Source organism: Micromonospora sp. NPDC005254, assembly GCF_042872525.1.
Lineage (GTDB): Bacteria > Actinomycetota > Actinomycetes > Mycobacteriales > Micromonosporaceae > Micromonospora.
The window spans coordinates 703634-717466 of record NZ_JBIAKM010000003.1; the positions used below are offsets into that span (position 1 = coordinate 703634).

8 protein-coding genes are annotated in these 13833 nt (G+C 72.7%); all 8 read left to right on the forward strand.

The features are described from left to right. Positions 1-121 precede the first annotated feature (121 nt). The 8 genes from ACFYPR_RS12875 to ACFYPR_RS12910 all read left to right on the forward strand — a co-directional run bounded on the left by ACFYPR_RS12875 (position 122) and on the right by ACFYPR_RS12910 (position 13814). Complete coding sequence (locus tag ACFYPR_RS12875) at positions 122-3628, forward strand: BTAD domain-containing putative transcriptional regulator (protein WP_387259914.1); 3507 nt, start codon at positions 122-124, stop codon at positions 3626-3628. 63 nt (positions 3629-3691) lie between these two features. Next, positions 3692-4411, forward strand: coding sequence for an IS6 family transposase (locus ACFYPR_RS12880; RefSeq protein WP_387259916.1), 720 nt, complete (start codon positions 3692-3694; stop codon positions 4409-4411). A gap of 304 nt (positions 4412-4715) precedes the next feature. Beyond that, positions 4716-5870, forward strand: coding sequence for a glycosyltransferase family 39 protein (locus ACFYPR_RS12885; protein ID WP_354857585.1), 1155 nt, complete (start codon positions 4716-4718; stop codon positions 5868-5870). A gap of 109 nt (positions 5871-5979) precedes the next feature. Further along, complete coding sequence (locus ACFYPR_RS12890; protein WP_387259919.1) at positions 5980-7878, forward strand: glycosyltransferase family 2 protein; 1899 nt, start codon at positions 5980-5982, stop codon at positions 7876-7878. Next, entirely contained in the window at positions 7866-9023 is a 1158-nt protein-coding gene (locus ACFYPR_RS12895) for a glycosyl hydrolase (protein WP_363940435.1), read from the forward strand. The genes ACFYPR_RS12890 and ACFYPR_RS12895 overlap by 13 nt, the downstream gene beginning before the upstream one ends. Positions 9024-9135: 112 nt before the next feature. Then, positions 9136-10584 (forward strand): glycosyltransferase family 39 protein, encoded by a 1449-nt coding sequence (locus tag ACFYPR_RS12900; protein WP_387259923.1) that lies wholly within the window; start codon positions 9136-9138, stop codon positions 10582-10584. Between the two features lie 479 nt (positions 10585-11063). Then, positions 11064-11567 carry a hypothetical protein gene (locus tag ACFYPR_RS12905; protein WP_387259926.1) on the forward strand — a complete coding sequence of 168 codons (504 nt, stop codon included), beginning with the start codon at positions 11064-11066 and terminating at the stop codon, positions 11565-11567. 393 nt (positions 11568-11960) lie between these two features. After that, on the forward strand, positions 11961-13814 hold the full coding sequence (locus ACFYPR_RS12910; RefSeq protein WP_387259929.1) for a hypothetical protein: 1854 nt from the start codon (positions 11961-11963) through the stop codon (positions 13812-13814). The last annotated feature ends 19 nt before the right edge of the window (positions 13815-13833 follow it).

A 13833-nucleotide genomic window follows, 5' to 3' on the forward strand; every position in this document is an offset into this window, starting at 1 on the left:
GGGCCCGGGTTCCGACACTCATGAGCCGACCGTAGGGAGCCGCCGTGTGCAGACCGTTTCCCGACCGTTTTCGCAGCGTGGAAAGCGATAGAGTTCTTTCCGGACGACGACGGTGGTGGCTATGCGGAACCAACAGTTGCGTGTCCGGGTGCTCGGCGGGGCCGAGCTGACGATGGATGGGCGTCCCCTGGTGGAGCTGGCCTCCGCCAAGGCGGCGGCGCTCCTGTTCTACCTGGCGGTTACCGGCACCGCGCACTCACGCTCGGCGCTGGCCGGGTTGCTCTGGAGCGACCTTCCGGAGCCGACGGCCCGGGCCAATCTGCGGCTGGTGCTGACCAAGCTGCGCCGGGTCGTCCCGGAGCAGGTGGCAGTGAGCAGGCAGACCATAGCGCTGGCGGACAGCCGGCAGGTGTGGGTCGACGTCGTGGAGGTGAGCCGGGTGGCCGCCGCCCACCAGGACGACGACGAGCTGCTGGAGGCCGTCCGGCTCTGCCGAGGCGACTTCCTCGAGGGTTTCGGCGTCCCGGGAGCGCCGCTTTTCGATGATTGGCTGACCGAGCGGCGCGCCGCTGTTCGGGCGGACATGCTCGCGCTCATGGACCGTGCCGTGCAGCGGGCCAGAGACCGGCGGGATGCTGCCGGCGGGATTGAGGTGACCCGCCGCCTGCTGCAGCTGGAGCGCCTGCACGAGGAGGCGCACCGTGCGTTGATGTGGTTCCTGGCCGTGGGCGGTCAGCGTAGCGCCGCGCTCGCCCAGTACGAGACCTGCCGCTATCTCCTTCGGGAGGAGTTGGGTATCGAGCCGGCGGCGGACACGCTTGCCCTCCGTGACGAGATCGCCGCCGCCCGTGGGTTCACCGCGCTGGGTGTTGACCCGCTCGCGTCCGCCGCTCGGCAGGACGTGGCCTTGGCGGCCGGGTCGCCGACGACCGATCTGCCTCGCCCGCTCACCGCGCTGGTCGGTCGGGAAAGGGAGCTGACGCGCCTGCATGAGCTTCTCGATGATCCCACGTGCCGGCTCGTGACCCTGGTGGGTCCCGGCGGGATCGGAAAGACCCGGCTGGCGGTAGAGGTCGCCGCGTATCGGCAGGGGCGTCGTCGTGACGGGACGGTGTTCGTGTCGTTCGTTGGCACCAGCCCGGCCCGGCCGGCCGAGGCCGCCGATCTGGTCGTCGCCGGTCTCGCCCGCGCGCTCGAGATCGACCTGGCTGTGCCCCGCGAACCGCTGGACCTGCTCGCCGAGCAGTTGGCCGGCCGCGAGCTGCTTCTCGTGCTCGACAATCTGGAGCATCTCCGCGACAGCGCGGGGGTGCTCGCCGAACTCCTGAGGCGAGCACCCGGCGCGCAGCTGTTGGTGACGTCCCGGCGGCCGCTGGGGCTGGGTGTGGAGTGGCTGGTCGAGGTGCCAGGTCTGCCGTACCCACCGCCGGGCGCCGACGCGGACGCCGCCGGCTACGAGGCGGTGCAGCTCTTCCAGGAGCGGGCCCGGCTGCTGCGTCCCAACTCCCCCGCCATCGACGGCACCGCGGGGGCCGGCCGCGTGTGCCGGCTGGTCGCCGGTGTGCCGCTGGCCATCGAGCTGGCCGCCCGCTGGGTGCGCTCCGCCACCCCGGCCGCCATCGCCGATCGGCTCGCCAGCGGGCTCGAACTGCTCGAGACCACCGCACCCGACGTGGAGCGGCGACACCGCAGCCTCCGCTCCGTGATCGACTGGTCGTGGCAGCTGCTGACCGACGAGGAACGCCGGACCCTACGGCGGTTGTCGGTGCTGCGCCGTAGCTTCGACCTCGCGGCCGCCGGCGCCGTGGCGGGCGCCGGACTGCCGATGCTGGCCAGCCTCGTCGACCAGTCGCTGATCGCGGTCGGCGAGGACGGCCGCTACGAGATGCACGAGCTGCTCCGGCAGTACGCGGCCGAGAGCCTGGCCGCGGACCCCGCGGAGGAGGCGCGGACCCGGTGGCGCCACGCCGAGCACCACGTCGCACTGCTGCCCCCGCCGGGCGAGGCCCGCACCGAGGGCGGGCCGAGTCTGGAAACGGAGCAGGAGAACCTGCGCGCCGCCACCGAATGGCTCATCCTCGGCGGCGACCCGATCACGCTCGACGCTCACCTGGTCCGGCTGTGGGCGGTGTACCAGCGCCTGGGCTGGTTCCGGGAGGCTCAGGCCTTCTTCCGCGCGGCCCTGGAACGTCACGTCGCGCCCCTGCATCGGGCCCGCTGGCACCGCATGCTCGGCGAGACGCACCAGCAGATCGGGGAGGCGAACGCCGCTCGGTACCACCTGGAGCGGGCACTGGACCTCCTGGTCGGCCGCGTCCCGACGTCGACGTCGGGACGACTGGGGATGATCGCGTCACAGGTGATCCGCCGGACGCTTCACGGCCTGCGGCCGGGTGGTGTCGTGACCCGGGGTGCGGACCGGCGTGAGGCGGCCCGCGAACGCGCTGCCGCCTGCTTCACGATCGCCGAGGTTTACTGGGTACTCGATGAGCACCTTCCGGTCCTCGCCGCGTCGATCTCGTCGCTGAACGCTGCCGAACGCGCCGGGGACCTCGATCTGATCGTGCGGGCGCAGGCTGGTCTCGGGATGATCATCGGCACCGTGGGGTTGCACCGGCTCGCGGGCCGCCACCTTCGCGCCGCGAGCAGCGCCGTCGAACGCACCAACGATCCGCTCACCGCCTGCTGGGTCGGCATTGTGGGCGGGCTGCACTGGACCGGGGTCGGCGACTGGGCCGCCGTCGACCTCGGCGCCGACCGGGTCCTGAAACTCCGGCGCCGGACACCGATGCACCGGTGGGCCGACGAGGTGCTCCTGATCAGCGCATTCAGCCGGTACCTCACCGCCCGCTACGCGCAGGCGGCCGCAGCGGCCGCCGAGGCGATGGCCTCCGGCCGAGACCGCCGCGATCCCGTCGTACACCTCTGGGGTCTACTCGTCCTGATCGAGACGGCCCTGCGCGCCAACCCCGACGACCCGGCGCTGGCAGGCTGGTTCGAAGAGGCCGCACAGCTCTTGCCGGCAGCGGCCAGGATCGACGCGGCCCGCCTCCACGCCGCCGTGGCTCGCCAACACCTTGCCAGCGGGCAGCCGTTGGACGCGTGGCAGGCGATCCGCACCGCCGACCACCTGATCGGCCCACATCCGTCGTTCGAGCAGTACGCCATCGAGGCGCACGCCGGCATTGCCGAGGTCTCTCTGGCGCTGCTCGAGCTGGCGGATCCGCATCGACGATCGGCGCGCGGAGCGGGCGAGCCTGACCCGGCCGAGCTGCGCGAAAGCACCGCAGTCGCCCTGCGCCGGTTACGCCGCTACGCCCGCACGTTTCCCATGGCCCGTCCGAGGGCGCTCATCTGCCTGGGCTGGTACCGATGGCTGGGCGGCCGGGCCGAGCCCGCCCGGCGGGCGTGGGTCCGGGCAGCCCGCGAAGCCGGGCGACGTCAGATGCCCTACGAGCTGGCACGCGCCCATTACGAACTCGGCCGTCACCTCGTCGCGGGACAGCGGTCAGCCCTCGGGCTCGACCGGGCTGAGCACCTTGAGCGAGCGATCGCCGAATTCGGCCTTGCCGGATGCCGAGCGGACCTGCGCCGAGTTCAGGCGCTCGCCCGGCGGACCGGCTCGTAGCCCGCATCGCAATACCAGGCTCCGTTGCGTTGAGCGTCGCCAAGATCGAGGCAGACTTGAGCAGTGAGGTCGTCGACCCGACCTCACCCATGGCCGCCTCCGACGTCCGCGTTCGCCGGCTTCCGGTTCCCGCCGGAGGTGATCGTGGTCGCGGTCCGCTGGTATCTGCGGTTCAACCTGTCCTATCGCGATGTTGAGGAACTGCTGGCCGAACGTGGGGTCGAGGTCGATCACGTCACGGTCTACCGGTGGGTGCAGCGGTTCACGCCGCTGCTGGCCGACGCCGCCCACTTCTGCCGGCACTCACCAGGCGACAGGTGGTTCGTCGACGAAACGTACGTCAAGGTCAACGGAGTGCGGCGGTACGTGTACCGGGCGGTCGACCAGTACGGGCAGGTCATCGACATGCTGGTCTCGGCCCGCCGGGACTCCGGCGCGGCCCGGCGGTTCTTCCGACGAGCGCTGTCGACGTTGAAGGTGACACCCGGCGAGGTCGTCACCGACGCCGCGGCGGTCTACCCCGGCGTGCTCGACGAACTGATCACGTCCGCGTGGCACCACGTCGAACGGTACGCGAACAATCCGATCGAAGCTGATCACAGTCGGCTCAAACACCGGTTGGGATCGATGCGCGGGCTACGGACGGACAAGACAGCGCAGGTGATCATCGCCGGGCACGCATTCATGCAGAACCTACGACGCGGCCACTACGAACTCGCCATCGACGCCCCGCCCACTCTGCGGGTCGCCGCTGCGTTCACCGAACTCGCCCAGGCGATCTGACCGCGGACCCGACCCGGGTTCAACACGTCCGCCGATCCGATTACGCAACGGCGCCCCGAGGCCGGGCTGGCTGAGGTAGACCTCAAGGTCCGGGTGATCGCTCATTTGGGGCTTATGCCGCATCCGAGTCATCTGTCCGGTTCTGTTCCCTATGCTCCAGTTGACACCCGTACCCGATCCAGGAGTCCGGCCGGTCCTGCGCCGCGTGCTGCCCACGCCGCGCGTACGCCCGGCTCACGTCGCCGTGGGGCGCGCCCCCGCCGCGGTGTGCACCGCCGGATCCGACAGAGATGCGTGAGACACGATGAAGGACGCGGACACAATAGTCCTGCCCCGGCTGGCGTCGACGGAGGTCGACGTCGAGGACCCCTGGGGTGAGGACCACGCGATCGTCACCCAGGCGACGACCGACACCGGCCGGTGGCGGGTCACCGCCTGGCTGGTGCCGGCACTGTTGACGGTCGCGCTCTGCCTCCTGCGGGCCGGCGTGGCCACTCCGCCGGGCGGCGGCACCCCGGGCCTCGCCGGTTCGCCGCTGCTGCGCTTGTGGGCGGAGGTGCTCGGCGCGTCCGGCCCGGCGATACGGGTGGTGTCGACGGTGGCCGTCACCGCCGCCGCGGCCCTCGTCGGGCTCCTGGCGGCCCGACTCTTCACGCCGCGGGTGGGCCTGCTGGCCGGCGTGATCTTCGCGCTGCTGCCGACGTCGACCCGGTACGCGCAGGAGATCCAGCCGTACGCGCTGACGGTGTTCGCCGCCGTGCTCGCCACGCTGCTGCTCGTGCGGGCGGTTGACCGGCCGACGGTCGGACGCTTCGCCGGCTACGGCGCCGCGGTGCTGCTGCTGGGCCTTTCGCACGGTCTCGCGCTGCTGTTGCTCGCCGGGCACGGCTGGTCGATGTTCGTCTTCCGACGCGGGGTGGTCGGCCGGTGGTCGGCGGTCGCGATCCTCGGCGCACTCCCCGCGGCTGTCGCGCTGGGGCTTCCCAGTGGCGTGGTCGGCGGCGGGATCGCGCGGGGGTCGGAGCCCACTCTGGACGTGCTGGCCGCGACGCCCCGGAACCTCTTCGGCGTCACCGCCCTGGGGGTCGTGCTGGCCGGGTTGGCGCTGTTCAGCCTGCCGCTGCGACGCTCCGCCGCCCTCTACACCGCCTGGGCCGTGGTGCCGCCGCTGGGTCTGCTGCTGGTCGCGCAGGCGACGCCGGTCTGGATGCCGGAGGTGCTGCTCTTCACGCTGCCCGCGTGGGCCACCCTCGGCGCGGTCGCGCTGGCGCGGGTGCGCGCCCGGTGGTGCGCGGTCGCCCTGGTGGCGATCGCGGTGCTCGGCGCCCCGGCGCAGCTGGCCCGGTCCACGCCCGGGGGGCGCGAGCGGGCGACCGGCGATCTCACGAGGGTCGTTCACTTGTGGACGCGACCCGCCGACGGTGCGACGGCACGCGAGGCGCACCCCGCCGGTGGCTGAGGAGAGCGCGGCTCATGGTCGTTTACGTAACCAGCCCGCTTTAAGCAAATTGTCCGAATAGCATCAGCTCCGGTCGAGTTCGAGTCGGGCAGAAATCCATGGGGGCAATGTGGTCATCGCCAGCGATAGCCGGCGGTCTCCCGTCGCCGGGCAGGGCATCGCCGTCGCTCCGGCCCTGACCTCGATCGGAGGGTCGTCGGAGCCGCCCGACCGTCGGCAGCGCAACGTCCGGGCGCGCCGCGCCTACGCGGCGTGCGGTACGACGGCCGGCCCGCTGATCGCGCCGGGGCACGTGGCGGCGCCGGTCCAGTTCCGGCCGGCCCTGTCGCCCGCGTCCCGGCTGATCCTGACGCTCCTGGTTCTCGTCAACAGTGCGGCCGGGCTGCTGTTCGTCGGGTGGCTGCTGCTTCCGGCGCACGTGCCGGGGCCCGGCGTGACCGGGATCGGCAGCTGGCAGACGACGGCGGCCCGGCTCGGCTTCTGCGTGGTCGTCGGCGTGGAGTTGATCCGCCTCGCGCAGAACGTCGTGATCTGGGTCTTCGCGTTCCATGCCAAGGATCCGGTCCCCGTCGATCCGCCCGTCGGCCTGCGGGTGGCGCTGCTCACCACCATCGTGCCCAGCAAGGAGCCGCTCGACGTCGCCGAGCGGACCCTGCGGCGGATGCGGCAGATTGTCTACTGCGGCCAGGTCGACGTCTGGATCCTCGACGAGGGGGACGACCCCGAGGTGAAGGAGATGGCCGCGCGGCTCGGGGTGCGGCACTTCAGCCGCAAGGGCCGGCCCGAGTACAACCAGCCGAGCGGCGAGTTCCGGGCCAGGACGAAGTCGGGAAACCACAACGCCTGGCGGGCCGAGCACGAGCACGGCTACGACGTGGTCGCCAACGTCGACCCGGACCACGTGCCGTTGCCCGGCTTCCTGGAACGGACCCTCGGCTACTTCCGCGACCCGGACGTCGCCTTCGTGGTGACCCCGCAGGTCTACGGCAACATGCACCAGAACTGGGTCGCGCACGGCGCGTCGGTGCAGCAGTACCTCTACAACGGACTCATCGCGCGCGGCGGCAACGGGCTGGACGCGCCACTGCTCACCGGCACCGGCCACCTCTACCGACCGGCGGCCTGGCGCAGCGTCGGGGGCTACCAGGACTCCATCATCGAGGACCACCTCACCAGCATCCGGGTCCACGCCGCCGTCAATCCGCACACCGGCAACCGGTGGAAGGGCGTCTACACCCCGGACGTGGTGGCCATCGGGGAGGGCCCCACCTCGTGGGCCGACTACTTCAACCAGCAGAAGCGGTGGGCGGCCGGCATCTGCGAGATCCTGGTCCGCCCCGAGCTGCGCGCACCGCGCGAGCTGGGCACGCGGCGCCGCTGGCAGTACCGGCTGCTCCAGTTCTACTACCCGAGCGTCGCCGTCGGCCTCCTGCTGGGCAACCTCGCCACCGCCCTGTACCTGCTCACCGGCGTCGGCACGGCCCAGCTCGACGTGACCGTGTGGTCGGTGCTCTGGGCCGGCACCATCGGCACCTGGTTCGCGCTCTGGCTCTGGCTGCGCCGCTTCAACATCGCCCCGCACGAACGGGAGGAGATCGGTGTGGTCGGCATGGCGCTGGCCCTCTTCACCGGTCCCGTCTACGTGGCCGCCGCGGTCGGCGCGCTGCTGCGGCGCAAGCTCGCGTTCGTGGTGACGGCCAAGGGCAAGCTGCGCACCACCGAGTCGCTCGGCACCTTCCGGCTGCACTTCGGCTGGGCGGCCATCGCCGCTGCCGTGCTCGGCGCGAGCTTCCTGCTGGACCACGGCCTGACTCTGCTGTGGGTCTGGCCGGTGCTGACCCTCGTGACCGGCCTGGGCCCGCCGCTGATCGCCATCGTCTCCGGTGTGACGCGCCGTGGGCGACACCGCGACGACGCGGCCCGCGCCGCCGCGCGTACCCGTAGCGAGGACCGCCACCCGCCGAGGACGCGGGTGCCGGCGGAACGGAGTGTGCCATGGCGAGGCTGACCCTGCCGCGGAGCATGCTGGCGCTGATCACCGCGCTGCTGCTCACGTACGCCTTCGTGATCGCGCCGCGCACGGCGTCGGGAGCCCGGGGGGAGGCCGCGGCGACGGCCGCACCGAGCGCCCCGGCGACGGCCGCACCGAGCGCCCCGGCGACGCCCGCACCGCCGCCGCGCCCGGAGCCGGTGCTCTTTCCGCCGGCCGGGAAGACGTTCATCGGCGTCATGACGAACGAGGGTCCGTACGACTTCACGCCGGTGAATGCGTTCGCCGCCGCCGCGAAGCGTCAGCCGCAGGCGATGCTCTTCGGCGCGGGATGGGCGTCGGCGGCCTTCGACCGGGTGCTCTTCGACCGGATCCGCGACCGGGGCATGCTGCCGATGCTGGCGTGGGAACCGTGGGACTACCGGCTGGACGAGACCTCCCGCAAGAAGGGCTTCAGCGCCCGCAAGATCGACAGGATCCGCTCGGACCAGCCCCGGTACCGGCTGGCCCAGATCACGCGGGGGAGCTTCGACCCGTACCTGCGGTCGTGGGCGCAGGGCATCAAGGCCCTCGGGTACCCGGTGGCCATCCGGTTCGCCCACGAGATGAACGGCGACTGGTACCCGTGGTGCGAGACGGCCAACGGCAACCGGCCGGGTGACTACGTCAAGGCCTGGCGGCACGTCCACGCCGTGTTCGAGGCCGCCGGGGTGCAGAACGTCATCTGGACGTGGAGCCCGAACGTCAGGTGGGACGACTCCACCCCGAAACTCGCCACGCTCTATCCGGGCGACGACTACGTCGACTGGGTCGGGCTCTCCGGCTACTACGGCACCGGGGCGCTCTCGACGTACCGGTCCTTCGACGCGATCTTCAGCCCGACGATCCGGGAGATCCGCGGCTTCACCCACAAGCCGCTGGTCGTCACCGAGACCGGCGCCTCCGACGGCAAGGGGCGCAAGGCCGAGTGGATCCGGCAGGCCTTCGAGCTGCTGTCCGGCCACCGGGACATCATCGGCCTGATCTGGTTCGAGGCGCGCAAGGAGGTCGACTGGCGGATCGTCAGCTCACCCGCCGTCGCCAAGGCCTTCGCCCGGGCCGTCGCCGCCCCCCGGTACGACGTCGGCTGGTCGCCGGCGATGGTGCCGCGTACCCGGGTCTAGGAATAGGCCGTCCGCCGCCGTGAGCGTGTCCCAGCCCGTCAGGTCGGACCGGCAACCCGCCGCGCCCGGCCGCGCGGCGCCGGCCGCGTCGGCGCGCCGGGCGGGCGCGCCGGTGTCGCGTACCCGCGTCGCCCTGCCCGTCAGTCTCGTCGCGTTCGCGGTCGCGGCCCTCGGCAGCGGCGGCCGCGAGATCTGGTTCGACGAGTCGGTCAGCTGGCTGACCACCACCCTCGCGTGGCCGGATCTGCGGCATCTGCTCGGCAACATGGACCTCACCCACGCCCTCTACTACCTGGCCCTGCGCGGGTGGACCGCGCTGGCCGGGGACTCCACCCTCGCCCTGCGGTTCCCGTCCATCGTCGGCACGGCGGTGGCCGCCGGCGCGCTCACCCTGCTCGGCGCGAAGCTGTACGACGGCACCGTCGGGGTCACCGCCGGCCTGCTCTTCGTCGCGATCCCGTCGGTGTCCCGGTACGGGCAGGAGGCCCGCTCGTACGCCTGGGTCGTCGCCCTCACCGTGCTGGCTACGCTCGCCCTGGTCGGGGCGCTGGACCGGCCCTCGTGGCCGCGGTGGGTCCGCTACGGCGGCTGCCTGCTGGCGTTGACCTGCCTGCACGCCGTCGCGGCGACGGTGCTGGCAGCCCACGCGCTGCTGGTCGGCTCGGCGGTCCGCCGCGGCGGTGCCCGGCGGGCCCGGTGGGCCTGGGCGCTCACCGTGCTGGTGGTCGCCGTGGCCGCGGCGCCCCTGCTGTACGCGGCGTCCCGCCAGGCCGACCAGGTCTCCTGGATCACCCGCGACCAGGCGGCGCTCGCCCGCTTCCCCCGGGAGCTGTTCGGCTCCCTCCCGGTCGCCGTGACGTTCGTCGGGACCGGCCTGGCCGGCGCCGCCGTGCTCTGGCGCCGGCGGCGCGCACTGCTCCTTCCGCTGCTGGTCTGGGCCGTGGCGCCGGCGGTGTGCTGCTACCTGAGCCACCCGCTGGTGCACCTCTTCCTGGCCCGGTTCGTGTTGTTCACGCTGCCCGCCTGGGCGCTGCTGGCGGCGGTCGGGATCGCCGTGCCGGTCGCCGCGCTGCGGCGCGCGCTGCCGGCGGGCGGGCCTGCGGCGGTGCTCGTCGCGGCCGTGCTGGCCGTCGCCGGGGTGGGCCTGCCGGGGCAGGTGGAGGCCCGACGCAGCCCGGTGCCGGGGGAGGCGGACTACCGCGCAGCCGCCGCCGTGATCGACCGGCGGTACGAGCCCGGTGACGGCATCGCCTACTCCGGTTGGCGCGGGTGGAGCGCCCCACTGCCGATGGCGTACCAGTTGCGCACGGCGCCGCGGGACGTTTTCCTCGCCGTGCCGCCCGGCCGGTCCGGCGGGTTCTGGGCGATCGACTGCGTCGATCCCGCTCCCTGCCTGGGCGACGTCCGGCGGATCTGGCTGGTCGTCGGCGGGGCGGGCGACCCGTACGAGGGCATCCCGCCCGCCCGGGCCGAGCTGCTCCGCCGCGAGTTCGCCGTCACCGGCACCGACCGGTTCGTCGGGGTGGCCTTGGTGCTGCTGGTCCGCCGTCCCGGTCCGTGACCACTGGGGCTACCTGTCCGGTTGTGGGTGTGACCCGTGGACGCCAAGCCCGTCGCGGTGACCGTGCAGGCGAACAGGCCGGACACGGGCCAGCTGATCCCGCACGGTGTGCAGGGCGCCCAGTCGCGCATCTTCGCGATGAAGGCGCTCGCGGCGCGTCCTGTTTCACCGTGGAGGCGAAGCGGGTCGGTCACATCGACGTGCCGCTCTGGGCCGTCCGTGCTCTGTGAGGCCATGACTAAATTCAGCCTCATTTGCCGTATTGACCTTGGGATTGACAAGCATCCTCACGAGCCGCGTATTCGGTCTTACAGCCCTCGGTCCTGGTTGCAGGCCGGGCGGTGGAAGATGAGGCTCCGACGTGGCGATCTCCCTGCCCTGCCTGAAGCTCACATTGCATCACGACCGCGACGCTCGTGGCTTGTTGGAGCGGCCGGGTCTCACCTGGACCCCGGCCGCCTGAGGAGAGAGGCAACGCTGTGCGAGCAATCCCGCTGTTCGTCGTGGCGCTGGTGCTCTGCGGGTGTACTGCACCAGTCCCGCCCGCCGCCGGCCCGGCCTCGCCGGCTGGGTCGGCGCCGGTGCCGTCTTCGCCGGCCGCGTCGGTGCCGGCCTTCCAGCAGAGCCTGCCCGGCAGCGCCCGACGCGAGTGCGTCGCGGTGCCCGGCGACGCCATGCTGGTGCGCTCGGGCGACTTCATCGCCGGGGACTTCGTGGAGTACCGCCGGCAATGGCACCCTGACCTCGGCCCCGACCTGGGCAAGCTGTTCTGGCTGCCGGCCCGCCCCCAGCTCAACGCCGCGCTCACCGTGACCGCGACCTCCGGCGGTCGCACCGAGACCTACAGCGCCGGCTCGCTGGCGACCAACGACGCCGGGCAGGCGATGTACCCCAGCGGCATCCCGTTGCCGGCCGCCGGAACGTGGAAGCTCGTCGCGCAGGCCGGCGACGGGTGGGGGTGCTTCGAGCTGACACTGCCCTGACCGGCGTTCGGCGCGCGCCCGAGCCTCCACCTCACCCAACCCTGGACGTACACCACCAACGCCGACGTCGACGTGATCTGCTTCGACAACGCCGGCGCGGTCACCCCGCACGGTTCCTGGCCACCTTCACCTCCCGGCTCTGAGGCCGGGCCGCATCGGCCGTGGCCGTCCTCACCTCGCCGCCACCGCGGCGAGGACGCCGGGGGCGGTGATCGACGCCGACGAGCCGACCGGCCACCCGCGACGCCGGCACGGTCCACATGCGCACCGATGTGGGCAGCACCAGGTAGGTCGCGCACCTGGTCGAACTGGGATGACCGCTGGCACGGCCGTCCGACATGGAATATCGCATTTCGGTTACAATCGGCCTAAAAGGTGCGTACGGTGCCGGACATGGTCTCTCGCACCTGGCGCAACCTGTTGGTCGCAGCTCTCGGGATGGGCGTGCTCGCCGGTGCCGGTCAGCTCGGCATCGCGTTCAGCTTCGGCATCGTCCAGCTCACCGGCGTCTCCACCGGAGCCACCGTCAACCAGTGGCCCGCCCAGCTCGCCTGGGTGGGCTGGTTCGCGGCACACGCCGCAGTAGCCGGCACCGTCGTCACCGCACGACTGGCCCGCCGATACGGGGTGCTGGAAAGCACCGGCAGATTGGTGGCCATCGCCGCCGCTGCCGCGCTGGGCGCCACCGTCATCGCGCCACTCTGCGTCCGGCCGGCCCAGGCCGCCGATCGTTTCTCTGTGGACCCGATCTGGGCCCTCGGCATCTGCGCGATCGTCGGCGCGCTGGTCGGCGCGGGGGCCGCGATCGCCGTACTGCTGAAGCCGCCGCTGGGCTGGAACATGGCGGCGGTGGGCGGCGTGGTCTGGCTGCTGGCGCTCATCTCGGTCGTCCCGGCGCTCGCAACCGCCGGGCCGTTGCCCGCCGTACGGATCGGCGTGCTGGAGCAGGCCGGGCTCGACGCCGACGCGGCACACCGCCAGGCTCTCTTGACTCTGCCAGCGGTGGCCCTGCTCGTCGGCGCGGCGACCGGCGGGCTGGCCCGTTGGCGCAGGCATCCGCCTCTGGTCAACGGCGCGACCGGCGCGACCGGCGCGGTGCTGATCGCGTTCGCCTACCTGACCGCCGGTCCCGGCGGCGCCGTCGACCGGTACCAGATCACGCCCTACTACGGCGCGCTGCTCGCCGTCGCCGCCGGCGTGCTCGGTTCGGCCGCCGCCGCGTTGTTCCGCTGGCCGTTCCTGTCGCGTACCTCCGAAGAGCGGGTCGTCGAGCCGACCGACATCCTCCGTCCGTTGTCCGACCCCGCCGTGCCGCGGGCCATGACGCCAGGCACGGGCGCGGCCGACGAGCCGGAGCCCGTCGACCTGGCCGGCACGGGGAGGTTCGTCGGCGTGATGGCAGCGACGCACGCGACCGCGACCGAACCGCTGGGCTACGGTGCGTCGGCCGACTCCGCGACGCGGACCGCCGCACCGACCGTTACCGCCGCACCGGCCGCATCTGGCGACCTCGCCACACAGGCCGACTTCGCCACACAGTCCGACTTCGCCACGCCGGAGACATCGCAACCGGCGCCCGCGACGGCGGCCCACCTTCCCGCAGGACCCGGCGGGGACGGCTCTGGAACGGCGGGGGCCGACAACACCGAACCCGTCGGGGCAACCGCCGCCCCGGGGACCGGCCGGATGTACCAGCCGCCGAAGATCGACCGGAACCGAGTTCAGGCAGTTCGGCCAGTCGTTCCGGCCCGGCGGGTGCCGTCCTCGACCGAGCCCGGTCCGGGTGCCGAGGCAACCCACTCGGCCGGCACGCAAGAGGGCGTCGAACCGGCTCTCCCACCTCGGCACCGGCCGCCCCTGCCCAACCTGGACCAGGCCGCGAACTGGGATGCCCTCGCGAACGCCCGGCGCGCCGGTATCCGGCCCACGGCCGATGCCGCGCAAGCCGGCCCCGTAGGGGCCGTTCCGGTCGCCGCAATCCCTGCGCCGGCCGCCCCGGCACCCGTTGTCAAGGCGCAACGGACCAGCGAGCGGGCTGGCGGCCGGCTGGGCCTGTTCCGGCGCAACAGATCCCGGGCCGACGCGGACGGCGCGGGCACCCGGCCGGACCGCGAGCCGCTGCCGAGGCAGGACGCGGAGTTCGTCGACTGGGTGAGCGGGCTGGGCAGGTCGGTGGTGGACAGCGAGCCGGCTCGGGAGAGTCCTCGCGGGTCACTCCGCTCCGCCGGCCGCCACCACGGCGACTGACCGGCTAGGGCGTGTCCTG

What these genes read in the sequence shown, in the direction of transcription:
- ACFYPR_RS12895 (WP_363940435.1), top strand. Translation starts at nt 7,866, where the DNA reads ATGGCGAGGCTGACCCTGCCGCGGAGCATGCTGGCGCTGATCACCGCG.
- ACFYPR_RS12885 (WP_354857585.1), top strand. Translation starts at nt 4,716, where the DNA reads ATGAAGGACGCGGACACAATAGTCCTGCCCCGGCTGGCGTCGACGGAG.
- ACFYPR_RS12875 (WP_387259914.1), top strand. Translation starts at nt 122, where the DNA reads ATGCGGAACCAACAGTTGCGTGTCCGGGTGCTCGGCGGGGCCGAGCTG.
- ACFYPR_RS12910 (WP_387259929.1), top strand. Translation starts at nt 11,961, where the DNA reads ATGGTCTCTCGCACCTGGCGCAACCTGTTGGTCGCAGCTCTCGGGATG.